Raw genomic sequence first — 23,690 nt, 5'->3', positions numbered from 1 at the left:
TCCTCGACTCCAATATCTTATTAATGTAAATACAAACAAGAAGATAAGGAGTGACATTAATGAGTTGTAACGAAAATAAACACCATGGCTCTTCTCATTGTGTAGTTGACGTTGTAAAATTCATCAATGAATTACAAGATTGTTCTACAACAACATGTGGATCTGGTTGTGAAATCCCATTCTTAGGTGCACACAATACTGCATCAGTAGCGAATACACGCCCTTTTATTTTATACACAAAAACTGGAGATCCTTTTGAAGCATTTGCACCATCTTCAAGCCTTACTAGCTGCAGATCTCCCATTTTCCGTGTGGAAAGTGTAGATGATGATAGCTGTGCTGTACTACGTGTATTAAGTGTAGTATTAGGTGATAGCTCTCCTGTACCACCTACTGATGACCCAATTTGTACGTTTTTAGCTGTACCAAATGCAAGACTAGTATCAACATCTACTTGCATTACTGTTGATTTAAGCTGTTTCTGTGCGATTCAATGCTTACGCGACGTTACTATCTAATAAGTGAAGTAAACTAAAAAACTATTGGGGTGGTAGAAAGTTTCTACCACCTTTACATATTTAAAAGCCGGCCATACTAATCGATTGGATATCATCTATAGACAACCTAATATCTCTCATACTATTTTGCGGCATAATAGATACAATGCCATTACGATACGATATGATCGATCCAACATAAGAAACTGTAGCTGTTTTTATTCTGCACCTTACTTTCGGAATATAATGAGGGCGGTTTAGTAAAAAATGAATTTTTTCATCATTATTCATATCCTTAAATGATTTATTATGTGGGACGGTTCTTACTGGTTCTTGTTCTTGCTCTTCTTGTTCTGCGTGTTCTTCTTTTTCCTCTTCTTCTATTTTTTCTTCCACTTGCTGCTCTTCTTGTTGTTCTTGTTCTATTACCTCTTCCACAGCACCGCTTACAATATTTTCTTGTTTATTACTTTGCTCTTTTTGATCTTCATTTTCAAAGTTTGTCAGAATAATCCTTTTTATTTTCGGTGCAGCAAGTTCTAAACTTACTTGCGCAATATATAACAACGGTTTTCCAACTGTTGAACTTTTATTTTTATTCTTCACACTCGTCCCTCCCACTTCCATACGTAGCTGAATAAATCGTGTACTATTATAGTTATATTCATCACGTGGCAAGAACTTTCGTTAAAAATCGTTCTTTCTCAGAACAAATAAAAGGACAATCTCAGCATTTAGAGATTGTCCTTTAAAAATTAATATTATATTTATCCTAGGATATGATACCCTGAATCAACATGAATGTTTTCTCCTGTTATACCGCGTGCTAAATCACTGAATAGGAATACTGCTGTATCGCCAACTTCTTCTTGCGTTGTTGTACGACGAAGTGGTGCGCGCTCCTCAATTTCTCTTAAGATTGAGTTGAAATCGCCTACGCCTTTTGCAGATAACGTACGAATTGGTCCTGCAGAAATAGCGTTAACACGAATACCGTGTTGACCTAAATCGTTCGCTAAATATTTCACGCTCGCTTCTAATGAAGCTTTCGCAACACCCATAACGTTATAATTTTTCACAACGCGCTCGCCACCAAGGTATGTTAACGTTAAAATATTTCCGCCTTCTGTCATTACTTTCTTCGCTTCTCTTGCTACAGCTGTTAAAGAGAATGCACTAATATTTTGTGCAAGTAAAAATCCATCGCGAGAAGTATCTACAAATTCACCTTTTAAGTCATCGCGATTTGCAAAAGCAATACAATGTGCTACACCGTGAATAGTACCTACTTCTTGTTTAATTGTTTCAAAGCAAGCTTTAAGTTCCTCATCATTCGTTACATCACAAGGTAATACAAGTGATTCTTGTCCTTCTAATGTGTCCGCTAATTCACGAACGTTTCTTTCTAAACGTTCTCCTGCATATGTGAATATTAATTTTGCACCTGCATTATGCAAAGAGCGAGCAATTCCCCATGCAATACTTCTTTGGTTCGCAACGCCCATAACAACAAATGTTTTCCCTTGTAATAGTTCCATGATATATCCTCCCAGAAATACTTATACTTGTTATTAGTACCTGATACTATAATTATAGTACCATAAAACCGCTTAAAGGCAAACAAAAAAGTCATTAACAGAAATTTGTTAATGACTTTTGGTTTCTATAAAAAAACGCTCTAATCCTTCTTCCCAAGACGACATTTGTGAAAAACCATTTAATCTTAGCATGTTATGTTGAAAAATAGAATATTTGGGCCTCGCAGCCGCAGCCCCGAATTCTTCCGTTGAAACAGGTAATACATTCACTTTCATATTGGCGTACAAAAATATCTTTTGTGCAAATTCAAACCAAGAGCATGAACCTCTGTTTGATACGTGGTATGTACCGTATAAAGAAGTATGAATGAGCTTATTAATAACCATATTCAAATCCGCCACATACGTAGGAGAGCCAATTTGATCCGCTACAACAGATATTTCATCTCTTTCTTTTCCTAATCGCATCATCGTTTTCACGAAATTATTCCCATATTTACCATATAGCCACGATGTGCGAACGATAAAATATTTATTATGTAACTCTTTGACGAACTGCTCCCCCGCATACTTAGAGGCCCCATATATATTTATCGGCGCTGGACTATGAAATTCGTCGTATCCATCTGGTCTGGCGCCTTGAAATACATAATCAGTACTAATATAAACTAGCTTTGCCCCTACTAATTGTGAAGCAACCGCTACATTTCGAGCTCCGATTGCATTTATTCTATATGCAAGATCCTGTTCTTTCTCCGCATGATCTACTTTCGTATAGGCAGCACAATGAATAATTATATGTGGTTTTATTTCTTGTACCACTTGTTGTATTCGGGATATATTTGTCACATCTAATAATTTTTTATCAAATGGATATATATCATATTCTTCAGAGTCTAACTCTTCAAATAGTTGCTTTCCTAATTGACCGTTTGCTCCTGTTATGATAACCCTCTCTTTCATTTAACATGCCCCTTACTGGTCTTTTAGTGGTTTCCACCATTCCTTATTCTTTTCATACCATTTCACCGTCTCTTGTAATCCTTGTTCAAACGTATATTTCGGTTCCCAATCAAATTCATTCTTCATTTTCTCTGCATCAATCGCATAACGACGATCGTGCCCTAAACGATCTGTAACATATTTAATTTCTTTTTTTGTTTTTCCTAAAAGATTAATAATTTGTTCCACAACTTCTACATTTGTTTTTTCATTATTTCCACCTATATTATATACTTCTCCTACACGTCCCTTATGCAAAACAACGTCAATCGCACTGCAATGATCCGTTACATGTAACCAATCTCTTACATTTAAACCATCACCATATAGCGGTAATTTTTTTCCTTCTAGTGCATTCGTAATCATTAATGGAATTAATTTCTCGGGATACTGGTACGGCCCATAATTGTTAGAACAACGCGTTACTATAACCGGTAATTGATATGTTTTATAGTAAGATAGAGCTATCATGTCCGCGCTCGCCTTACTTGAAGAATATGGACTATTTGGAGCTAACGGTGTTTTCTCTGTAAACTTCCCTGTTTTTCCTAAAGAGCCATACACTTCATCTGTTGACACTTGCACAAGTTTTATATGCGAATATTTTTTAACTAGTTCTAATAAAGTGACCGTCCCAATTACATTTGTATCATAAAAAGGGATCGGATTTTCAATACTACGGTCCACATGTGATTCAGCTGCAAAATTTACAATCACTTGTACGTCCCGCTCTTTTATAACATGTTCTAATAGCTCTCCATTTTGAATTTCTCCTTTTACAAAAGAGTAATTCGGGTGATTCTGAAGAGATTTTACGTTATTTAAATTCCCGCTATATGTTAGCGCATCGTAATTAATAATTTTATAAGTTTCATAACTTTGTAGCATGTAATGAACGAAATTACTTCCAATAAATCCAGCCCCACCTGTTACTAATATATTCATAAACAACGCTCCTACTTAAAAACTATCTTCATATTCCTCTAGTAATGGTAATATCTGATCCTTATCAGACAATATAGGATCAGTTACTGGCCAAGGAATTGCTAAATCTTTATCTTCCCAAAGTAATCCTGAGTCATGCTCTGCGCTATAATATTCATCTACTTTATACATAACGATAGTATGCGGAACAAGCGTGCAAAATCCATGCGCAAACCCTTTTGGCACTAGTAATTGCCGATGGTTATCTGCACTTAAAATATATCCTTTCCATTGTTTAAATGTTGGTGATTTTTTTCGTAAATCAACGATAACATCATAAATTGCCCCTTGCATAACTTGAATGAGTTTCGTTTGTGCTTTCGGTTTTTTTTGAAAGTGTAGTCCCCGAATCGTTCCTGCCTTAGCCGAATAAGATACGTTATCCTGTACAAATGAATACGTTATCCCTAATGTTTCTAGCACCTGCTTATTATAACTCTCTGAAAAAAAGCCACGCTCGTCTCCAAACAACCTCGGTTCTAACAATTTTGCATCGGTAAAATTTGTTTCTACAACTTTCATATTCTCACCTATTCTCCGTTAAACTGTTTCCCAAAATTAATATCACGCGCTAACGTATTCGCCTTTTGAAGCGAAGCATGAGTTCCCGCATCAGTCCACCAACCGCTCATTTCATTATAAGTAAGTACCCCTCGTTTTAAATACCAATTATTTATATCTGTAATTTCAAGTTCTCCCCGCGCAGAAGGTTTTAATTCTTTAATATAAGAAAAGACTTTCGAATCATACAAATAAATTCCCGTAACCGCATAAGAACTTTTCGGCTCTTTCGGCTTTTCTTCAATTTCAACTATTTTTCGGTTTTGAATATGTGCTACGCCAAATCTTTCGGGATCTTCTACAGATTGCAATAGCACTTTCGCACCTTCTTCTTGATTTGCAAACTCTTCAACATACGGAAGAATATCATCTGAAAAAATATTATCCCCTAATATAACTACCATACGATCATTCCCGACGAAATCTTCACAAAGCCCTAACGCCTGTGCGATCCCGCCCGCTTTATCTTGCACACGATACGTAAAGGATACTCCAAATTCATGACCACTTCCTAAAAAGCTAACAACATCCCCCATATGCTCTTTACCTGTAATAATCATAATATCTGTAATATCACATTGTTTTAACTTATATACCGCATGATAAATCATCGGATACCGACCAACAGGAAGTAAATGTTTATTCGTTACTTTCGTTATTGGATATAATCTCGATCCAGTACCACCTGCTAAAATAATCCCTTTCACTTTGCATCTCTCCTTTATGATGGAGATAATATATCTTTGTAATGTTCTACAAACACTTTCCGGTACTTCTCATATGTATCCGCATCAAACTCATCCCCGTTGTAATGAATACACCATAAATTTGCTTGATTTGGGATACCAATTAAATAACCAGCCCTTTGAAACTCTAAAGACTGTGACACATCATAAAAGTGAAACCCTTGAAACAAATCTTCTCGCCACGGAATATCATACTGCGTTGCCATGAATAAGCCATCAATTGCCTGAACTGACAAAAATGGTTGATTACCATAAAAAACCTGATCTAAATTTAATAATTGATAATTCCGTCTTCTATACTCAATCACTTTCCCTACTAAATTTTTTCCTTCCCACCATATCCCGTTATTCGGTAAAAACTGAGCCCCAGCGACTCCTATTAAACCAAGCTTTTCATTTTCTTTAAAAAGAGATATAAGTGTAGAAAACATGTCTCGATTAATAAGATATGTATCTTGATGTATATATACTTTGTATTTCGCTGGATATGAAAGGGCTCGGTTGTATGCACTTGCCATACTTTGTGCATCTCGTATCGGAAAAATTTGCACGACATAACCTGGGGGAACAAAAATGTTTCTTATTTGGCTCTCACATTGTTTGAAAAGCTCCTCATTATTTACACAAACAACGACTAATATTGTATGATCTTTCATTTTTGTCCCCCCTTTTATTCTTCCTTATTTACATCTGACATATAGTGTTCCACAAATATTTTCCGATACTTTTCATAGTTCGTCATATTCACATCAAAATGATAATGGATACACCAAGCATCGCGCTGTACAGGTACACCGACTGTATATCCTGCTTTTCTAAATTCAAATGATTGAGATACATCATAAAAATCAAATCCGTCAAATAAGTCTTCTCGCCACGGAACATCATATTGTGTCGCCATTAATAAACCATCAATACATTCTACAGGAATAAATGTTTTTGATTCATGATACGGTTGTTCTAAACTTGCCATATAAAACAAATCATTCATATAACCAATGACTTTTCCTACAATGCCACGCCCTTCGTTCCATACACCAGTCGGAGGAACATATTGCGCTCCAACCATCCCGATCATCCCAAGGTGTTCATGTTCCTCAAATAATTGAAGTAATCCATATAAAAAAGCCCTATTTATAATAAAAACATCTTGATGTAAATACACTTTATACTTCGCTGGATGCGAAATGGCTTGATTGTATCCACTCGTCATACTTTTCGCATTTCGAATCGGCATGAATTGGACAATATACCCTGGCGGTACTAACAATTGCAATATATGTCGCACGCAGTTTGCATACAATTTCCGATCATTTATACATGTAACAAATAATATTGTTTTGTCTGCAGCACTCATAATTGTGATTTTTCAGCTTCAATAATATACTGAAATACAACTGTCTCAGCCATGAAGCCACTTCCAAGACGATATTTTTTACAAATTCCATATAGCTCCTCAATAAGCGGTTCATACATTTTATGATCAACATATACACGATCTACTTTACTAATTGAATATCCTGCTTTTAAAAACATTCTTAGCATTTCATTGAATGTAAAGAAACGAATATGTGTTTTATCTAATAAACCATATTCTGTATACGTCCAATTTCCAGCAAGTAAGGGAGCTAATACTGAAATATGAGCAACGTTTGGTATACTTGCTAAAATCACACCATTTTGCTTTATATATGGCTTAACCTTTTCAATCACAGCCCACGGATCAAATAAATGCTCTAATACATCCCCAAATAGGACGCAATCAAATTGCCCCTCCTCATAAGGAAGATCTATTTTTTCTATATCCCCTAAAATAACATGATCTAGTCTTTCCTTCGCTTTTTCTGCCGCCTCTGGAAATGCCTCTATTCCTGATACACGTGTACCGTTTTCTTTAATAGCTGCTCCCAATGCACCGCTCGAACAACCAATATCAAGAACTTCTTTCCATTCCTTTTTTATATGCTTTAATAAATTCGGATTCGCTGCATTATAATAATGCTCGGATTTTTCTTCATATAAAGAACTTTTTTCGCGATTCATTTCACACACTCCTTATGCAAATTGAATTAGAAATATAAATCTCATATGAATTCTATAAAGTGCAGATTTTGTTCATCCCCCAATGATTATTAGCCCGCAAATAGCAGTATAAAATCTTTTATTTATATTGGTTACGTTACTGATACTCTAATATATAACCAATCTATTAGAGTTAGAATAGCGATAAATCATTTCTAAAAAACGAAACCTATTACACTTTATATGGTTTATCAAAAACTCCCCGAAAATATTTACGGTTATATTCAATTGCAGCATTATTCGGAACATAAGAAGCTGCTAATTCATTGTAATAATACGCTTTATCCTGCTCCCCTAACCTGCTATAACAAATACACATTTGTAAATAGGGTAGCCATGTGTAGCTAGCTGGACTATGGAAAGGACTTTCCGTTGCCATTGGTACTTCCGTAGCAAGTTTAAACCAAAATATCGCTTCATTATATTTTTCTTGTTCCATATATATATATCCTATTCTTGTACAATTCTCTCCTCTAGGGACGTCATACCGAAACGACTTCACACAAGATTCGATTGCCTTCTCCCACATTCCGAGCTTTGCATAGCAATCTCCTAACTTACCACATGCATAAATTTTCTCTTCATACCATCCTTCGTCTTGATTAAGAAATGTTTCATATAGAAGAACTGCATCATCATATTTTTGGTTATCTGTAGATTCATTTGCGTAATAAAATAAATCTCTCGGACTTAATTCTTCACCTGCCGCTACAGTATTTTGAAAAATTTTCAAATTACGATTTGTTACTTTTTTTTCTTTTTTATGTGTAATAGCAACATTACTACTAAAAACCTCACCAGAAATAGCTAAATACTCATGAACCTTTCCAAACCATTGAAATTGTTTTTCACGCTTTACAAGTCGATTTCTTTTTGTACAATATAAAGGTTTCCCGTTAGAATCCATTGCAAGGTGATAAGGCATCGAAACAGCATCAATTTTAGGATCTAATTCTCTTTTTAAAAGTTTCAATGCTTCTTGAGCATCTTCTAATAAGACATCATCTGCATCTAGCCACAATATATACTCTTGCGTCGCTTTTGAAAAAGAAAAATTTCTTGCTGCTGCAAAATCATCAATCCACTGGAAATCATATATGTTAGAAGTATATTTCTCTACGATTTCTTTCGTTCGATCGACGGAACCTGTATCAACTACTATAATTTCATCCACAATTTTTTCAACTGTTTCTAAACAACGGGCTATTGTCTCCTCCTCATCTCGAACAATCATACATAAACTAATTGTAATTCCTTGCTTGTTCAACATAATCACCCTCTTCCAAATCAATCATATGTTATACATATACTAAACTTTCCATTTTTTTAAATTGTTCAAGTAGTTTAAGATTTCTTTTCAATAATTCAAATGTCCGTGTCATTTTCTTTCGGTTTTGCATCTACTATATAATGAACGCTTTATGGAGGTGAATTTATGTCAAATAATAATTATTCAAATGGATTAAATCCCGATGAATCTTTATCAGCTAGTGCATTTGACCCTAATCTTGTAGGACCAACATTACCACCGATACCACCGTTTACCCTTCCGACTGGGCCGACCGGGCCGACTGGACCGACTGGACCTACAGGGCCGACTGTACCTACCGGGCCAACTGGACCAACTGGACCTACGGGGCCGACTGGACCTACGGGGCCGACTGGTGGCACTGGGGCTACTGGACCTACGGGGCCGACTGGTGACACTGGGGCTACTGGACCTACGGGGCCGACTGGTGACACTGGGGCTACTGGACCTACGGGGCCGACTGGTGACACTGGGGCTACTGGACCTACAGGGCCGACTGGTGACACTGGAGCTACTGGAGCTACTGGACCGACTGGGGCTACTGGACCGACTGGACCGACTGGACCGACTGGACCATCCGGACTAGGACTTCCAGCAGGATTGTATGCATTTAACTCCGCTGGAATTTCTTTAGATCTTGGACTAAATGCTCCAGTACCATTTAATACTGTTGGATCTCAGTTTGGTACAGCAATTTCTCAATTAGATGCTGATACTTTCGTTATTGCTGAAACTGGATTCTATAAAATCACTGTTATCGTATATACTGCGGCAATAAGTGTATTAGGGGGGCTTACAATCCAAGTAAATGGGGTATCTGTACCAGGTACTGGGGCTACTTTAATCTCAGTTGGAGCACCTATCGTTGTTCAAGCAATTACGCAAATTACGACAACTCCATCATTAGTTGAAGTAATCGTTACAGGACTTGGGCTATCATTAGCTCTTGGTACAAATGCATCTATTATTATTGAAAAAATCGCTTAATTTTTTACTTAGCAGTAAAACTGATATCAGTTTTACTGCTTTTTCAATTTCAAATTCAATCATGAAACATTCGCTATCTACATAATCATATTGTTGTATGACATTTTGCAGGAGGCACAAATATGGAAAGTAAATCTGCTGTTCAGCTTTATCTCGAATTGCTAAAGAAGACCATTTTATTTGAAATATGGTTAGAATATGAGGCATACTTACCCGCATCTCTACATATTTCAAAAGAACTAGAATTCGAACCAGTTACAGTCCCTCTCCCTTTATTCATTAAGCAATATGCTGAAAACCATAACTTAAAAATTGTAAAACCAAATGTTTCTAAAAGTGAACGTCATGATGGAATGGATTGGCCAAGAGCAGCACATAGCATGATTGGTCGAGAACGTATGAACCAATTACAAGAGGCGATGGAAACCGTTGTTCGTGAAAATATAGAAGGTGATTTTATTGAAACAGGTGTATGGCGCGGAGGATCATGCATTTTTATGAATGGTTTTTTACAAGCAAACAACATTACGGATCGTAATGTGTGGGTTGCAGATTCATTTGAAGGTTTGCCAGCACCGAATCTAGAACAATATCCAAAAGATTACGGTGATTATTTACACACATTCGATTACTTACGCGTCTCTTTAGAACAAGTACAAGAGAATTTCAAAAAATATGATTTACTAAATGATCAAGTGAAATTTTTAAAAGGTTGGTTTAAAGATACTTTACCAACAGCACCAATTGAAAAAATAGCAATTGCACGGCTTGATGGTGATATGTACGAATCCACAATGGATGGTCTCGTGAACTTATATGATAAAGTTTCTAAAGGTGGCTATATAATTATCGATGACTACGGGCTACCGCCATGCGCTGAGGCTGTGACAGACTTTAGAATCCAACGAAATTTAAAAGCCCCTATTACTAAAATTGATGTATTTGGCGTTTATTGGAGAAAAGAATAAAAAAAGATTTAATCTATAGGAGATTCCATTTTCACTCATTCTTCTCTCACTTCTAATCCAATTAAGTATTCTTTTTCGGAATCTCCTTACATATAACAATTGTTTTCCTGTATTCTCTCACTACAAATTGAAAATTTTATTAATAGATTTACTGCATCTTCTCATACAAGAAAGGGGTATACTCATGAGTGAACTTAACAAAGAAATGACTTTACTCCCCCCTCCTGAACTCGTCCAATATGTAGGTGGCGACTTCAAAAAGGTTGGAAAAGAGTTCCTAAAGCATTTTATTCAAATTGGTGCTTTAAAATCAAATGAAAAAGTATTAGATGTAGGCTGCGGTGTCGGCCGAATGGCTGTACCATTAATGAATTACTTAAATGATGATGGAGCGTATTATGGATTTGATTTGTTTAAAGATGGAATTACTTGGTGTCAAAATAACATTTCAACTATGCGTAATAATTTTCACTTTGAACATGTTGACATATACAATCAATTCTATAATCCGGAAGGAAAAGAAGATGCCTCTCAATATCGTTTTCCCTATGAAGACGGAACATTCGATTTTATCTTTTTAACTTCTGTATTTACACATCTTCTCCCAAAAGAATTAGAACATTACGTATCTGAAATTGTACGTGTATTAAAAAAAGACGGGAGATGTTTCATTACATTCTTTCTTATAAACCCTGAATCGTCCTATTATTTAAATGCAGGACAAAGTACATTAGGTTTTTATCATCGAATCGAAAATTGCTACGTTGTAAATAAAGATATTCCGAATTTCGCAGTTGCTTATCCTGAGACAGATATTTGCAATCTATTGAATAAGTACGACCTAGAAATAATCAATAAGCCGCATTACGGTTTATGGTGCGGCAGACATGAATATACAAGTTACCAAGATATTGTTCTTACAAAAAAAAGCTTCTGAAAGGAAGTTATGTATGATGAATGAAAAAAATCCACCTCTCGTTTCCATCCTTATTCCTACTTATAATCGGCCTCATTATTTCAAAATTGCTCTAGAAAGTGCATTGGCACAAACTTATTCAAATATTGAAATCATCATCGGAGATGATAGTACAAATGATGAAACAGCAACTTTAATACGCGAACAATACTTACCAAATTATAAAAATATAACATACATTCGAAATACCCCTACTCTAGGACAATTTCACAATGACCTTATGCTCATAGAAAAATCAAATGGTGAGTATATAAATTTTTTAATGGACGATGACGTGTTTTATAAGCATAAAATACAAAAAATGATGACCTATTTTGAGCAAGATCCCAATAAAAATCTTGCTCTTGTTACTTCTTATCGAGTACGCATTGATGATCATGGAAATCTAATAGGTGATTCCCATCCAACACAAAGGTTATATAGTGAAGACACCCCATTAAACGGGATATTTTTAGGTAATTGGATGTTAAAGGGCGGACACAACATTATCGGTGAGCCTACAACTACTTTGTTCCGAAAGGAATTGCTCACTGAACCTTTTGGCACCCTTAAAGAGCGACAATATTCTTGTAGTGTTGATATGGCCTCATGGATTTCTTTACTTTCTAAAGGAAATGCAATATACATTTCTGAGCCTTTAAGTCAATTTCGCTACCATGCTGGACAACAAATACACAATAAGCTCCTTCAAGGTTGTGAAGATTTCACACACCTTGTTATAACAGCAAAAGAATATGGCTTTTTACAAAATACTACGGACTATAGAGCAGCTCTACTTAGTGCTTACCAATGGTGTAAAAGTTCCTTAAAATACTATCTTCATCAACTAGATATTTTTCCTGACGCACATGTACGTCTCTCTCATTGTTTGGATATAATTATTAAAGAGCTAAACAATTAAACTACTCTGCAAAATTAAAAGTGTATGGACTATATGTGAATCATTCGTATAGTTCATACATTCTTTCTCATACTATAAAGTGAAACTTTAATCAGCTCTCACCAATCGGGCTTTTACGGGCAGTTGATCCCCCACCTAACTTCTTCGCTTTCGCTGAATTTTGAGGTGGGGGTCTTACTGCCCATTAATGCGGGATAAAATCCATTACTATAAAGAGCAGTAGAAAGGAATACCTACATTGAAAGATCCAAATTCTCAATATCAAATAGACTACGTATTACTATTTATTTTATTTGCCATTGGGATTGTTAGTTGTTGTGCTATTGCAAGTGCGCAAGCCTCTTTACCGCCATTTTTACAAAACGTCAATTTTGTACTAAAGCAAATCCAATGGTATTTCATTGGATTTATAGCCATTGGTGTTATTATGATTATCGACTTCGATCGTTATCAAAAAATTGCTTGGTATTTGTACAGCTTTGCAATGGTACTACTTATTGGACTAGAACTTCAAGTACCAGGTGCCGTTACAATTAAAGGCGCTACCGCTTGGTACAGGCTCCCAGGCATCGGAAATTTTCAGCCTTCTGAAATTATGAAATTGTTTTTAATTATCGTCATTGGACGAATTATAGCAAATCATAATGAGAAATATTTTTCCCAAACGATACATGACGATTTTTTACTACTTGGAAAAATATTTGCGACAAGCTTGCCACCACTACTACTTATTGCAAAAGAACCAGATTTAGGAAACACAATGGTCATTTCAGCGATGCTTGCAGCAATGATACTAGTTTCTGGCATACGATGGCGTTTTATTTTTGGATTAGTTTCAGGTACTTTCGTTGCTGGATCTACATTAATATATATTTTTTTTACTCACACAGATTTCTTTAAAGCACACATTTTAAAAGAGTATCAATTAAATCGCTTCTACGGATGGTTAGCACCTTACAAATATGATGCACAAGGCTATCAATTAAGACAAGCATTCTTAGCGACTGGATCCGGAGAAATGCAAGGAAAAGGGTGGGAAAATGGACAAGTATATTTTCCAGAACCACATACAGATTTTATTTTCACTAATGTCGCTGAACAATTTGGATTTCTAGGCGCAAGTGTCATTATTTCTCTTTTTTTCTTACTCATTTTTCGAATGATTCATATTGCTTTAGAAAGTAATGACCCTTTCGGTAGTTACATTTGCGCTGGTACAATCGGAATGTTTACTTTCCAAGTATTCCAAAATATCGGGATGACAATCGGATTACTCCCCATTACAGGGATAACATTACCTCTTATGAGTTACGGAGGAAGTTCACTGCTTACATACATGATTGCGATTGGATTCATTTTAAATGTTCGCTCAAGAACGAAAATCTTTATGTTTAAATGAACAACACAAAAACGCTATATTTTTATCTCTATCCTTTTTTAGATATACTAATGAAAAATACGATGGAGGTTTAAATATGAAATATGACATTATAGGAGATATTCATGGATGCTTCCAAGAGTTTCAAAATTTAACAGAGAAGCTAGGATATAACTGGAGTAGCGGTCTACCGGTTCACCCTGACCAACGTAAACTTGCATTCGTTGGCGATATTACAGACCGTGGTCCTCATTCATTACGTATGATTGAAATTGTATGGGAACTTGTCATACATAAAAAAGAAGCTTATTACGCTCCTGGAAATCACTGTAATAAACTATATCGATTTTTCCTTGGGCGTAATGTAACAGTCGCTCACGGACTTGAAACAACTGTTGCTGAATATGAGGCACTTCCTTCTCATAAGCAAAACATTATAAAAGAAAAGTTTATCACTCTTTATGAACAATCACCGCTCTACCACATACTAGATGAAAAAAGAGTAATCGTATGTCACGCTGGGATTCGGCAAGATTACATAGGAAGACGAGATAAAAAAGTACAAACCTTTGTATTATATGGCGATATTACAGGAGAAAAGCATGCCGATGGCTCACCTGTCCGTCGCGATTGGGCGCAAGAGTACAAGGGGCAAGCTTGGATTGTATATGGACATACACCAGTAGCAGAACCTCGATTCATCAATCAGACAGTCAATATTGATACTGGTGCTGTATTTGGTGGCAAATTAACCGGATTACGTTATCCTGAAATGGAGACTATCTCTGTCCCTTCTTCTTTACCTTTTGTCGCTGAGAAATTCCGTCCAATTTCATAACTACCTTACTTAGCGAAAGATTACCGTATTATTTAGGCAGATCTCATATAAAACTAGGTAAAGTAATTAAAAAAAGATGCAATAAAGTGCATCTTTTTTTAATTACACTACATATAATGTCGCAGGAGGTGACAGAATGAAGAAAAAATCTTCTAAACAAAAAAGAAAATTTCCCCCTTTATATCTGCCCATGTACGGAATTAACAACTGGTGTAGTATTCGGGCTGCAGCGATAGAAGAACTGGAAGAACAAGAGTCATCAAAAAAAAGCAAAGTAAAACCAACATATGTCTCTTTAGAAAATGCTGTGATGAGCCGCATAATCGATCGCAGAAAAATAAAGATGCAACAAAAAAATAAACAGCTCTCAAATCAAGATGAACAGGTAATACATTCTAATCAAACAGAAGAAAAGACGGAAGAAAATATTTCTGTAGCAATAAATAAAAAAGTGGAACCAGAAATTCCAGCTGCTATTATAAACAAAGTAAAAAAAATAAAAGAGGCATTGGCTTCATCGAATGATATACAAACTGAAAAACCACTCATAATTGAGACACCTACACCTGAAAATACAAAAGTTAAAAGGGGCGGCCGATATGCATATGCGGAAGGGCTTCACTCTCATGCGGAGGGCATGGCAGCACATGCGGAAGGCTTATTAACACACGCAAAAGGTTCTTTCTCTCATGCAGAGGGATCAAACTCAAAAGCAACTGGACATAGTTCGCATAGTGAGGGAAGCGAAACGACAGCAGGCGGAGCTTATTCTCATGCAGAGGGTAAACAGACGATTGCTTTAGGCGAAGCTGCACACGCAGAAGGAACCGCAACTATCGCTAACGGATCCTCTTCTCATGCGGAAGGTCATCATACATCAACAGCTCATTTTGCAGGTAGCCATATTATGGGGCGCTTCGGCACTGCAGAAGAAGCTTATTCTTGGTTTATTGCAAATGGTGTAAGCGACACCGACCATAATATCGGGGCTAAATGGCTTGCCCATAATGGAGAAATGTACATTGAGGGTGCGTCTTACAATGCAAGCGGAACGGATTTTGCACAAATGTTTGAAACAGAAGACTATAAACCTATTGATATCGGTTATTTCGTTACATTTAGTAGCGAAGAAAAAATTCGGATAGCTACTTCACACGATTCATTCATTTTAGGAATATCTAGTGCAACCCCTGCACTTATAGGAAATAGCGGGGCTTTAAGTTGGCAAAAACGCTATAAAACAGATAACTTTGGAAAACGCCAATATGTATGGACGGAAACAGAAGAAATACAACCTCTTTTAAATACAGAATGGGATCCAACTCGCAAATATGTAGCAAGAAAAGATCGCGCCGAGTGGCTTCCTGTCGGATTAATTGGACAAATGTTAGTACGTGATGACGGCACTTGCGAAGCACATGGATTTTGTCTTCCAAATGACAATGGCATTGCTACAAAAGCCGAAAGTGGATTTTTCGTTATAAAGCGGACGGGTGAAAACCAAATTTTAATATTATTCCGCTAAGAAAAAAGGGAACAAAATTCTTTATAATATAAGAATTTTGTTCCCTTTTTAAGTATGCCGCAACACTTCTTGCATATCGCTTGGAAGCTTTATAGTGAAAGACATCTCTTTCTCTAAAATAGGATGATAAAACGTCAAAGATTTACTATGAAGTGCTTGCCGTTTCATTTCATCCCTTCTCCCTCCATATAAGCTATCACCAAGTAATGGATGTCCTATATGAGCCATATGCACACGAATTTGATGCGTTCTTCCTGTCTCAAGCTCAAGCGCTACATGTGTCTTATGATATGTACTATCAATTACTTTAAAATGAGTAACTGCCCTTTGTCCATCCTCACAAACCGTTCGCTCAATAATGCTATCAGATTTTCGACCAATTGGTGCATCAATCATTCCTTCTCGTTCTACAATCTTTCCGTGAACAATTGCTTCATACGTTCGTTTCACAGCTTTTTGTTGATGCTGCTTCGATAAAAGATGATGCACGAAACGATTTTTTGCAATAAGCATAAGCCCCGAAGTATCACGATCTAAACGTGTTACGATGTGCACTGTACTTGCAAGATGCTGCTTATCATAATGAGATAACAGCGCATTGGCAACACTTCCTGCCGGATGTTCTCTAGACGGAATCGTTGACATATTCGCCTCTTTATTAATGATAAGAACCGCGTCATCTTCATATATAATGCATAAAGGAATATCTTCTGCCATCATCCCTTCACTTCTTTCCTCCACTGGAAAAAAGACACGTAATTCTTCACCAGCACGCAACTGATGACGAACACTCGCATGTTGACCATTTACTTCAATTGCTCCGCCATGAAACTTTATATCCGTTAAAGCGGCTTTAGAAATACCTTTCGTTTTCAAAAATTCCCTAACTAAAGTTCCCTCTTCAGCCGGCCCTATATCCCATTTCAATGTAAATCTGTTCAAATATATAACCCTTTCTATTTATCTGCAACAAACGAGTCACGAACTCGTTTCCAGAACGGGAATGGGCGGAAACGAACAAATCGTACTTTCTCGTTTGCGACGCGATACTGGATTGATTTCACATCTTGATGAACCATCGTTAAATGATCCACTGTAATTTGTAAGTTCATTCCTGCAGCTGGCTTTAACACACATGTATGATGCTTCGGCAATACGAGTGGCGATCCTACAGTACGAAATACACGATTGTTAATGGACGCCATTTCTGCAATTTGAATCGCTTCAATAGATGGGTGAATAATTGCTCCGCCAAGCGCTTTATTATACGCGGTACTTCCTGAAGGAGTAGAGATACAAAGGCCATCTCCGCGGAATGTTTCAAAATATTCTCCGCGTATTTCTACTTCTGTTACTAATGTACCTTCTGCACTTTTTACAGTCGCCTCATTCATCGCTAAATACTGTGACTCTTTACTTCCATTCACATAGCGAATAATAACTTCTAAAAGCGGATATTCCACCACTTGGAATGGTGTTTTCGCAATCGCAATTACTAATTTCTCTACTTCTGTCGGTAACCAATCTGCATAGAAACCTAGATGTCCTGTATGTACACCAACAAATGCTGTTTCATCCAATCGATTATAATAACGATGAAACGCATATAAAAGCGTTCCATCTCCCCCAACAGAAATTACAATATCGGGTTCCTTTTCATCCATTATAAATCCAAAATCTAGCAAGTACTCTTTCATCGTGCTTGCCAGTGTATCTGATGATTGATCTCCCTTTGACATAATTGTAAATTTCATCGCCCAACACCCTTTAGTTTATGATTCGGAATCTTTCGTTTCTTGCTTTCTTGAAAAAGCCTTTTGCGCTTCTTGAATTTCAAGACGAATAGAAGACATTTCTTCATCTAATAAAAACGCCGCTTCAGCTGCACGTTGCAATCGTATTTTAATATCTTCAGGAAAACGTCCACTATATTTATAATTTAAAGAATGCTCAATTGTTGCCCAAAAGTTCATTGCTAGCGTGCGTATTTGGATTTCTACCAATACTTTTTGTTCACCTTGAATCGTTTGAACAGGATAACTAATGACAACATGATAAGAACGATAACCGCTATCTTTCTTTTGCGTGACATAATCACGTTCTTCCACGATTTCAAAGTCATTTCGTTTTCGAAGATATTCTACAACAGGCTTAATCTCATCAACAAATTGACACATCATTCTAAGCCCAGCAATATCCTGCATATCTTCTCTCAATCGGTCTAGCGGTACATTTCTCTTCTCCGCTTTATCAATAATACTTGCAACCGACTTTACCCTTCCTGTTACAAACTCAATTGGAGAATGCTCTGTTAACATTGCAAATTGAGTACGCATTCCTTTTAGTTTCACTTTTAGCTCTGCCACCGCTTGGTGGTAAGGTGCTAAAAATTCTTCCCAATTTCGATTCATTTCAACCACCACCAAAATCAATCCATTTGCTTATAGAAATACTTTTTCTACAGCAGTTACTAATTCTTCTCCGTAATTTGCATTACCTTCAATATTTTCAACTAAATATTCTACTTCTTCTTTTAATCCTTCTAATTCCATTTCAATGTCATTCACGCGAACGCACATAACCACATCGTTATTCATCGCTTCATGCATTGCTTCCCAGCATGTGTGCGGAATACTTACATAAATGAAAGATGATTCATTTTCTAAGATATATAAAAATGATAAATTGTCTGAGTCTACAAGTACGTGATTACGCGCACTTAACTCCTTTACCTCTATTTCACTATTTTCCGCACAAAAAATAAGAGCATTCTCTCTCTTTTCTACGCTCTTAACTTGGATTTTATTTTGCATGCTCTAACTCCTCCATCTCAACTTCCTGTCTTACTTAACAGTATTATTGTATCATAACATGGACGCAAACAAATAAAACATTGAACCAAATTTATGAAAAAGCGATAATGTGTAAAGAATTATTTTTCAAAAGGAGATTATACAATGACACAAGAAATTGAAATTGAATTCAAAAATATCGTTACAAAAGAAGAATTCGATACATTATGTAAATCGTTTTCTATTGAAGCATTTACAAAACAAGTGAATCACTACTTTGAAACACCTGACTTCTCGTTAAAAGAAGCTGGCTCTGCACTTCGTATTCGTCATAAAGGAGCAACTTATACGTTAACGTTGAAACAACCTGCAGAAATCGGTTTATTAGAAACGCATCAAGTCGTAACAGAAGACGAAGCAAAAATGATGATGGAGACAAACACAATCATTCAAGGAGCAGTAGTAGATCAATTACACAAATTACAAATTCCTGTTTCTGCTTTAACATATATGGGTAGTTTAACAACAGAAAGAGCAGAAACATTATTTAAAGGCGGAACGCTTGTCTTTGATCATAGTTTCTATTACAATCACGATGATTATGAAATTGAATTTGAAGTACAAGATGAAGAAACAGGAAAAGCTGCATTTATTCATTTATTAACGCAACATAACATACCTGTTCGCCATACAAATAACAAAGTAAAACGCTTTTTCCTTGCCAAACAAAAAAAAGCACGCTAAAGTGAAAATTCCACTAGTGAATATGTTTCACTAGTGGATACATCTCACTAAAAAAGTTTACACCCGTAGAATAAGCAAAGAATCTTTGAGAAAGCTGTTTATTTGCCCTCTCGAACATTCCATTGCTACAATAGATATACATTTCATGGAAAAAGGAGTTTATAAAGGATGAGCAAGCAACCGATGACACCATTTGAAGGAATTGGCGGTGAACAATGCATTGCAATATTAGTAGATACATTTTATTCCTATGTCAGTAAACACCCTGACTTATCTCCCATCTTCCCGGAAGATTTAACAGAAACCGCTAGGAAGCAGAAGCAATTTTTAACACAATATTTAGGTGGTCCTAATTTGTACACTGAAGAACATGGTCATCCTATGTTAAGGGCACGCCATCTTCCGTTTGAGATTACTCCAAAACGAGCAGAGGCTTGGCTATCATGTATGGAGCAAGCAATGGATGATACTGGAGTTCATGGTCATATAAGAGAGTTTGTTTTTGAACGTTTAGCATTAACCGCTCAGCATATGGTTAATACTCCAAACGAAACAGGTGAAGTGTAATGGATAAGCAGGAAGCAAAGCATATAAATATGCCATCTCCTTCCGCATGCGAGCATAAGTCTGTAGAAGCATATTTATTTATTGATCCACTTTGTAAAGATTGCTGGGAAATTGAGCCTTTTATTATTAAACTATGGCTTGAATACGGGAAATACTTCTCTATTCGTCATATCGTAACAGGAAAAGTGGATGGAACGAACGCTTCCTCACACAAATGGAATAAACCTGCTAATATTCGATTTGTGTGGGAAAAGACAACCAGTTTACAAGGTTTTTCATGTGATGGAAAGGTACATATGCAAGAAGCATCATCAACACCATATTTAGTTTCGATGGCAATTAAGGCAGCGGAGTTGCAAGGCCGAAAAGCAGGTTCGAAGTTTTTGCGAAAACTCCAAGAATACATTTTCCTTGAAAATGTATCAAACCCTGACTGCGAACTATTACTTGCATGTGCGAAAGATAGCAATATTGATGTAGAAGAATTTAAAAAAGATCTACATTCTGCTAGTGCAAAAAAAGCTTTCCAGTGTGACTTGAAATTCACGAATGAAATGCATATTACAGAAATACCTTCCCTCGTCTTTTTTCATGCGAACTCAGATGAAGAAGGTATTAAAATCGCTGGAAATTATTCCTACGATGTATACGTACAATTATTGAAAGAACTTGTAAAATGTGAAATTGAGCCAGAACCATTACCACCTTTAGAAGTGTTACTAGAAGCAACACAATTTATATCTTCAAAAGAAGTAGCATTTATTTATGATTGTCCGCAACAAGAAATTGAACGCGAACTAAAAAAATTACAACTGAAACGAAAAGTACAAATGATAGAAGTAAAATGCGAACGTTATTGGAAATGGATAGCAAAAGAAGAAGACCTGGTGTAAACACCAGGTCTTCTTCTTTACGGCTTATAAAAATATTAAAGGGGATGGGAGAAATTTTCACGTTCAAACAAAGGGGTATATGTTTGTATGTGAATTCGTTCACGCTTATTATATTACAAGATTCGACGTCAGATGACAACCCCTTTTGTCGAATTTCACACTTTTGTCACATTCTAAACGTTTTCATTTTTGAATAAGCTATAAAAAAGGGCATTTAGGGGGTTTATTTATGAAAAAATCTTATATTGCTCTTCTCTTTCTAGCTGTCATCGTTTCTTTTTTCTTGTACATCCTCTCTCTACTACAAGCTTTTCCTAAAATTATTGCCTTACCTCTTTTATTCGGAATCATCGTTATCACTCTCTCTTATTTCAATTATAAAAAACGATTCAAAGGGTTTTAATTTTAAAAATCAGTCGTAAAACTATCCTTTCAGTTAGAAAAACAAAGAAATTCACCTTTCTCTCCGACAAATATCGACATTGAATCTATTCAACAAAAAGACGAGGATACAATCCCTCGTCTTTTTTCATTACTTTTCTTCAAATAATAATGCTTCTAATTCATTTAATTTCTCTTCAAATACTTGTAGCGCCTCTTTTACTGGTTCAGGAGATGCCATATCTACTCCTGCTTTTTTCAGCACTTCAATTGGATAATCAGAGCTTCCTGCTTTTAAGAACTCATTAATATAACGTTCTACTGCTGGTTGTCCTTCTTCTAAAATCTGTTTAGATAGAGCTGTCGCTGCACTAAATCCTGTTGCGTATTGATATACGTAATAGTTGTAGTAGAAGTGTGGGATACGAGACCATTCTAAACCAATCTCTTCGTCGATTACTAAAGCGTCACCGAAATATTTCTTATTTAAATCATAGTAAATTTCCGTTAACATGTCTGGCGTAACAGCATGTCCTTCTTGTACTTTCTTATGAATAATATGTTCAAACTCTGCAAACATCGTTTGACGGAATACAGTACCACGGAACCCTTCTAAATAATGATTTAATAAATATAGACGCTCTTTCTTATCTTCTGTCGTTTTTAATAAATAATCATTTAGAAGTGCTTCATTACAAGTAGATGCCACTTCTGCTACGAAGATGGAATAATCACCATATACGTGCGGTTGTGTTTTTCTTGTATAGTAACTATGCACCGAATGACCAAACTCATGAGCAAGTGTAAATAAATTATTTACATTATCATGCCAGTTCATTAAAATATACGGATTTGTTCCATATGCACCAGATGAATATGCCCCGCTTCGTTTTCCTTTATTCTCATACACATCTACCCAGCGATTTTCATATGCCTCTTTCAAAATATCAACATATTCATCACCAAGTACGTTTAAAGATTTTAATAAAAGGTCTTGCGCTTCTTCGTATTTCACATTCATTTTCACTTCTGGTACAAGTGGTGTATATAAATCATACATATGAAGCTCATCAAGTCCTAGTGCACGCTTACGAATATCGATGTAACGGTGTAATAAATGTAAGTTGTCATTTACTGTTTCAACGAGTTGATCGTATACTGCTTCCGGAATATTATTATTGCTCAGTGCAGCTTGGCGAGCAGAATCATATTTACGAACACGCGCATTGAAATTATTACGTTTTACTGCTCCACTTAACGTACTTGCGAATGTGTTTTTAAATTTCCCGTATGTTTCATATACAGCTTTAAATGCATCTTTGCGAACACGAGGATCATCACTTTCTAAAAACTGAATGTAACGGCCATGTGTAATTTCTATTTCTTCTCCGTCTTCCCCTTTAATAGATGGAAATTTTAAATCCGCGTTATTCAACATACCGAATGTATTGCTTGATGAACTCATTACTTCAGATGCTTCCGCTAATAAAGCTTCCTCAGCTTCTGATAATACGTGCGGGCGTTGACGTGTAATTTCTTCTAATGCATGTTCATATACACTTAAATCTCTATTTTCCTTCAAGAATGTTTGCAATGTATCTTCTGAAATCGATAAAATTTCAGGCACAATATACGCTGTGCTACTAGATACTTGTGAATATAAATTTGTTGCACGATCATTTAATGCTTGATATACAGAGTTTGTTGTATCTTGATCGTAACGCATATGAGCATATGTATATAACTTACCTAATCGCATTGATATTTCATCTTCATATTGCAATGCCTCAAGTAAATTGTCCGCAGAGTCACCAAGTTTCCCTTTAAATTCAGTTAACTTCGGTAATAGCTCTTTAATAGCTTGGAATTCTTTTTCCCATTCTGCATCCGTTTGGAAAATATCTTCTAATCGCCACGTACTTGCTTCTTCAATCTCGTTGCGATCTGGTAATGCTTTCGCTTTGTTTTGTTCAGACATTCTTTAAGCCCTCCTTTAAATATCTCTACTTAAGTACAATTCG

Annotated in this window: 27 protein-coding genes; 12 read left to right on the top strand and 15 right to left on the bottom strand. The window is 36.1% G+C overall.

Translation table 11 applies throughout. From position 1 onward, the window contains the following. Positions 1–59: 59 nt before the first annotated feature. Entirely contained in the window at positions 60–518 is a 459-nt protein-coding gene (exsY, locus tag ACTFN4_RS07135) for an exosporium assembly protein ExsY (protein WP_001277738.1), read from the top strand. A 60-nt stretch (positions 519–578) separates the two neighbouring features. Here the strand turns inward: exsY and ACTFN4_RS07130 are convergent, their stop codons facing one another. From ACTFN4_RS07130 to ACTFN4_RS07085, 10 genes are all read right to left on the bottom strand, one after another. Further along, a complete protein-coding gene (locus ACTFN4_RS07130; RefSeq protein ID WP_078214848.1) occupies positions 579–1,124 on the bottom strand; it encodes a spore coat CotO family protein in 546 nt (181 codons plus the stop codon). A gap of 140 nt (positions 1,125–1,264) precedes the next feature. Further along, on the bottom strand, positions 1,265–2,035 hold the full coding sequence (gene fabI / locus ACTFN4_RS07125; RefSeq protein ID WP_439962176.1) for an enoyl-ACP reductase FabI: 771 nt from the start codon (positions 2,033–2,035) through the stop codon (positions 1,265–1,267). Between the two features lie 108 nt (positions 2,036–2,143). After that, positions 2,144–2,998, bottom strand: coding sequence for a dTDP-4-dehydrorhamnose reductase (gene rfbD, locus ACTFN4_RS07120; protein ID WP_033695712.1), 855 nt, complete (start codon positions 2,996–2,998; stop codon positions 2,144–2,146). A 12-nt stretch (positions 2,999–3,010) separates the two neighbouring features. Beyond that, positions 3,011–3,982, bottom strand: coding sequence for a dTDP-glucose 4,6-dehydratase (gene rfbB, locus ACTFN4_RS07115; RefSeq protein WP_033695711.1), 972 nt, complete (start codon positions 3,980–3,982; stop codon positions 3,011–3,013). Between the two features lie 15 nt (positions 3,983–3,997). Beyond that, positions 3,998–4,543 (bottom strand): dTDP-4-dehydrorhamnose 3,5-epimerase, encoded by a 546-nt coding sequence (gene rfbC, locus ACTFN4_RS07110; RefSeq protein WP_000869415.1) that lies wholly within the window; start codon positions 4,541–4,543, stop codon positions 3,998–4,000. 8 nt (positions 4,544–4,551) lie between these two features. Beyond that, on the bottom strand, positions 4,552–5,289 hold the full coding sequence (locus ACTFN4_RS07105; RefSeq protein WP_000676156.1) for a sugar phosphate nucleotidyltransferase: 738 nt from the start codon (positions 5,287–5,289) through the stop codon (positions 4,552–4,554). A 14-nt stretch (positions 5,290–5,303) separates the two neighbouring features. Next, on the bottom strand, positions 5,304–5,984 hold the full coding sequence (locus ACTFN4_RS07100; protein WP_000651527.1) for a glycosyltransferase family protein: 681 nt from the start codon (positions 5,982–5,984) through the stop codon (positions 5,304–5,306). 14 nt (positions 5,985–5,998) lie between these two features. Then, positions 5,999–6,685: a glycosyltransferase family protein gene (locus ACTFN4_RS07095; protein WP_001271184.1), complete on the bottom strand. Its 687-nt coding sequence runs from the start codon at positions 6,683–6,685 to the stop codon at positions 5,999–6,001. Further along, a complete protein-coding gene (locus ACTFN4_RS07090) occupies positions 6,682–7,371 on the bottom strand; it encodes a class I SAM-dependent methyltransferase (protein WP_001078432.1) in 690 nt (229 codons plus the stop codon). Before ACTFN4_RS07090 ends, ACTFN4_RS07095 begins: the two co-directional genes overlap by 4 nt. 211 nt (positions 7,372–7,582) lie before the next feature. Beyond that, complete coding sequence (locus ACTFN4_RS07085; RefSeq protein ID WP_000932913.1) at positions 7,583–8,680, bottom strand: glycosyltransferase; 1,098 nt, start codon at positions 8,678–8,680, stop codon at positions 7,583–7,585. A 165-nt stretch (positions 8,681–8,845) separates the two neighbouring features. On the opposite strand from ACTFN4_RS07085, the gene ACTFN4_RS07080 reads away from it, so the two are divergent. From ACTFN4_RS07080 to ACTFN4_RS07050, 7 genes are all read left to right on the top strand, one after another. Next, positions 8,846–9,706, top strand: coding sequence for a BclA C-terminal domain-containing protein (locus ACTFN4_RS07080; protein ID WP_439962175.1), 861 nt, complete (start codon positions 8,846–8,848; stop codon positions 9,704–9,706). Between the two features lie 122 nt (positions 9,707–9,828). Next, positions 9,829–10,674: a TylF/MycF family methyltransferase gene (locus ACTFN4_RS07075; protein ID WP_439962174.1), complete on the top strand. Its 846-nt coding sequence runs from the start codon at positions 9,829–9,831 to the stop codon at positions 10,672–10,674. A gap of 184 nt (positions 10,675–10,858) precedes the next feature. Beyond that, on the top strand, positions 10,859–11,611 hold the full coding sequence (locus tag ACTFN4_RS07070; protein WP_001292842.1) for a class I SAM-dependent methyltransferase: 753 nt from the start codon (positions 10,859–10,861) through the stop codon (positions 11,609–11,611). A 13-nt stretch (positions 11,612–11,624) separates the two neighbouring features. After that, complete coding sequence (locus tag ACTFN4_RS07065; RefSeq protein WP_000980807.1) at positions 11,625–12,551, top strand: glycosyltransferase family 2 protein; 927 nt, start codon at positions 11,625–11,627, stop codon at positions 12,549–12,551. A 238-nt stretch (positions 12,552–12,789) separates the two neighbouring features. Then, positions 12,790–13,950, top strand: coding sequence for an FtsW/RodA/SpoVE family cell cycle protein (locus ACTFN4_RS07060; RefSeq protein WP_000654702.1), 1,161 nt, complete (start codon positions 12,790–12,792; stop codon positions 13,948–13,950). A gap of 76 nt (positions 13,951–14,026) precedes the next feature. Beyond that, positions 14,027–14,767: a bis(5'-nucleosyl)-tetraphosphatase PrpE gene (gene prpE, locus ACTFN4_RS07055; protein ID WP_000872697.1), complete on the top strand. Its 741-nt coding sequence runs from the start codon at positions 14,027–14,029 to the stop codon at positions 14,765–14,767. Positions 14,768–14,903: 136 nt separating this feature from the next. Next, positions 14,904–16,292, top strand: coding sequence for a peptidase G2 autoproteolytic cleavage domain-containing protein (locus ACTFN4_RS07050; protein ID WP_439962173.1), 1,389 nt, complete (start codon positions 14,904–14,906; stop codon positions 16,290–16,292). 48 nt (positions 16,293–16,340) lie between these two features. Here ACTFN4_RS07050 and ACTFN4_RS07045 read toward each other — a convergent pair whose 3' ends face one another. Genes ACTFN4_RS07045 through ACTFN4_RS07030 form a run of 4 tightly spaced genes read right to left on the bottom strand, consistent with a single transcriptional unit; the run spans position 16,341 to position 19,105 of the window. Then, entirely contained in the window at positions 16,341–17,234 is an 894-nt protein-coding gene (locus ACTFN4_RS07045) for an RluA family pseudouridine synthase (protein WP_001079136.1), read from the bottom strand. A 14-nt stretch (positions 17,235–17,248) separates the two neighbouring features. After that, entirely contained in the window at positions 17,249–18,046 is a 798-nt protein-coding gene (locus ACTFN4_RS07040; protein WP_000673190.1) for an NAD kinase, read from the bottom strand. A gap of 18 nt (positions 18,047–18,064) precedes the next feature. Continuing rightward, the gene (locus tag ACTFN4_RS07035; RefSeq protein ID WP_001081482.1) at positions 18,065–18,703 is read right to left on the bottom strand and encodes a GTP pyrophosphokinase; all 639 of its coding nucleotides are present in this window, start codon (positions 18,701–18,703) and stop codon (positions 18,065–18,067) included. A 30-nt stretch (positions 18,704–18,733) separates the two neighbouring features. Beyond that, complete coding sequence (locus ACTFN4_RS07030; RefSeq protein ID WP_439962172.1) at positions 18,734–19,105, bottom strand: hypothetical protein; 372 nt, start codon at positions 19,103–19,105, stop codon at positions 18,734–18,736. 144 nt (positions 19,106–19,249) lie between these two features. Between ACTFN4_RS07030 and ACTFN4_RS07025 the strand changes: the two genes are divergently transcribed. From ACTFN4_RS07025 to ACTFN4_RS07010, 4 genes are all read left to right on the top strand, one after another. Further along, positions 19,250–19,828 (top strand): CYTH domain-containing protein, encoded by a 579-nt coding sequence (locus ACTFN4_RS07025; protein ID WP_000191116.1) that lies wholly within the window; start codon positions 19,250–19,252, stop codon positions 19,826–19,828. A gap of 168 nt (positions 19,829–19,996) precedes the next feature. Further along, positions 19,997–20,395, top strand: coding sequence for a globin domain-containing protein (locus tag ACTFN4_RS07020; protein ID WP_000043390.1), 399 nt, complete (start codon positions 19,997–19,999; stop codon positions 20,393–20,395). Then, a complete protein-coding gene (locus ACTFN4_RS07015) occupies positions 20,395–21,288 on the top strand; it encodes a ClpXP adapter SpxH family protein (protein ID WP_000360644.1) in 894 nt (297 codons plus the stop codon). The genes ACTFN4_RS07020 and ACTFN4_RS07015 overlap by 1 nt, the downstream gene beginning before the upstream one ends. 229 nt (positions 21,289–21,517) lie before the next feature. After that, entirely contained in the window at positions 21,518–21,691 is a 174-nt protein-coding gene (locus ACTFN4_RS07010; protein WP_000750355.1) for a hypothetical protein, read from the top strand. A 129-nt stretch (positions 21,692–21,820) separates the two neighbouring features. On the opposite strand, the gene pepF is transcribed toward ACTFN4_RS07010, so the two are convergent. Beyond that, positions 21,821–23,647, bottom strand: coding sequence for an oligoendopeptidase F (gene pepF, locus ACTFN4_RS07005; protein ID WP_000003348.1), 1,827 nt, complete (start codon positions 23,645–23,647; stop codon positions 21,821–21,823). Between the last annotated feature and the right edge of the window lie 43 nt (positions 23,648–23,690).

Origin of the sequence: Bacillus cereus group sp. MYBK95-2 (assembly GCF_051915225.1) — a bacterium.
Taxonomy (GTDB): Bacteria; Bacillota; Bacilli; order Bacillales; family Bacillaceae_G; genus Bacillus_A; species Bacillus_A cereus.
Note: the sequence above shows the minus strand (reverse complement) of the source record. Positions and strands in the feature narration are given on the sequence as shown.

Excerpts from the sequence above, each read along its gene's own strand:
- exsY (WP_001277738.1), top strand. The coding sequence starts at position 60 with ATGAGTTGTAACGAAAATAAACACCATGGCTCTTCTCATTGTGTAGTT.
- ACTFN4_RS07130 (WP_078214848.1), bottom strand. The coding sequence starts at position 1,124 with ATGGAAGTGGGAGGGACGAGTGTGAAGAATAAAAATAAAAGTTCAACA.
- fabI (WP_439962176.1), bottom strand. The coding sequence starts at position 2,035 with ATGGAACTATTACAAGGGAAAACATTTGTTGTTATGGGCGTTGCGAAC.
- rfbD (WP_033695712.1), bottom strand. The coding sequence starts at position 2,998 with ATGAAAGAGAGGGTTATCATAACAGGAGCAAACGGTCAATTAGGAAAG.
- rfbB (WP_033695711.1), bottom strand. The coding sequence starts at position 3,982 with ATGAATATATTAGTAACAGGTGGGGCTGGATTTATTGGAAGTAATTTC.
- rfbC (WP_000869415.1), bottom strand. The coding sequence starts at position 4,543 with ATGAAAGTTGTAGAAACAAATTTTACCGATGCAAAATTGTTAGAACCG.
- ACTFN4_RS07100 (WP_000651527.1), bottom strand. The coding sequence starts at position 5,984 with ATGAAAGATCATACAATATTAGTCGTTGTTTGTGTAAATAATGAGGAG.
- ACTFN4_RS07095 (WP_001271184.1), bottom strand. The coding sequence starts at position 6,685 with ATGAGTGCTGCAGACAAAACAATATTATTTGTTACATGTATAAATGAT.
- ACTFN4_RS07090 (WP_001078432.1), bottom strand. The coding sequence starts at position 7,371 with ATGAATCGCGAAAAAAGTTCTTTATATGAAGAAAAATCCGAGCATTAT.
- ACTFN4_RS07085 (WP_000932913.1), bottom strand. The coding sequence starts at position 8,680 with ATGTTGAACAAGCAAGGAATTACAATTAGTTTATGTATGATTGTTCGA.
- ACTFN4_RS07080 (WP_439962175.1), top strand. The coding sequence starts at position 8,846 with ATGTCAAATAATAATTATTCAAATGGATTAAATCCCGATGAATCTTTA.
- ACTFN4_RS07075 (WP_439962174.1), top strand. The coding sequence starts at position 9,829 with ATGGAAAGTAAATCTGCTGTTCAGCTTTATCTCGAATTGCTAAAGAAG.
- ACTFN4_RS07070 (WP_001292842.1), top strand. The coding sequence starts at position 10,859 with ATGAGTGAACTTAACAAAGAAATGACTTTACTCCCCCCTCCTGAACTC.
- ACTFN4_RS07065 (WP_000980807.1), top strand. The coding sequence starts at position 11,625 with ATGATGAATGAAAAAAATCCACCTCTCGTTTCCATCCTTATTCCTACT.
- prpE (WP_000872697.1), top strand. The coding sequence starts at position 14,027 with ATGAAATATGACATTATAGGAGATATTCATGGATGCTTCCAAGAGTTT.
- ACTFN4_RS07050 (WP_439962173.1), top strand. The coding sequence starts at position 14,904 with ATGAAGAAAAAATCTTCTAAACAAAAAAGAAAATTTCCCCCTTTATAT.
- ACTFN4_RS07040 (WP_000673190.1), bottom strand. The coding sequence starts at position 18,046 with ATGAAATTTACAATTATGTCAAAGGGAGATCAATCATCAGATACACTG.
- ACTFN4_RS07035 (WP_001081482.1), bottom strand. The coding sequence starts at position 18,703 with ATGAATCGAAATTGGGAAGAATTTTTAGCACCTTACCACCAAGCGGTG.
- ACTFN4_RS07030 (WP_439962172.1), bottom strand. The coding sequence starts at position 19,105 with ATGCAAAATAAAATCCAAGTTAAGAGCGTAGAAAAGAGAGAGAATGCT.
- ACTFN4_RS07025 (WP_000191116.1), top strand. The coding sequence starts at position 19,250 with ATGACACAAGAAATTGAAATTGAATTCAAAAATATCGTTACAAAAGAA.
- ACTFN4_RS07020 (WP_000043390.1), top strand. The coding sequence starts at position 19,997 with ATGAGCAAGCAACCGATGACACCATTTGAAGGAATTGGCGGTGAACAA.
- ACTFN4_RS07015 (WP_000360644.1), top strand. The coding sequence starts at position 20,395 with ATGGATAAGCAGGAAGCAAAGCATATAAATATGCCATCTCCTTCCGCA.
- ACTFN4_RS07010 (WP_000750355.1), top strand. The coding sequence starts at position 21,518 with ATGAAAAAATCTTATATTGCTCTTCTCTTTCTAGCTGTCATCGTTTCT.
- pepF (WP_000003348.1), bottom strand. The coding sequence starts at position 23,647 with ATGTCTGAACAAAACAAAGCGAAAGCATTACCAGATCGCAACGAGATT.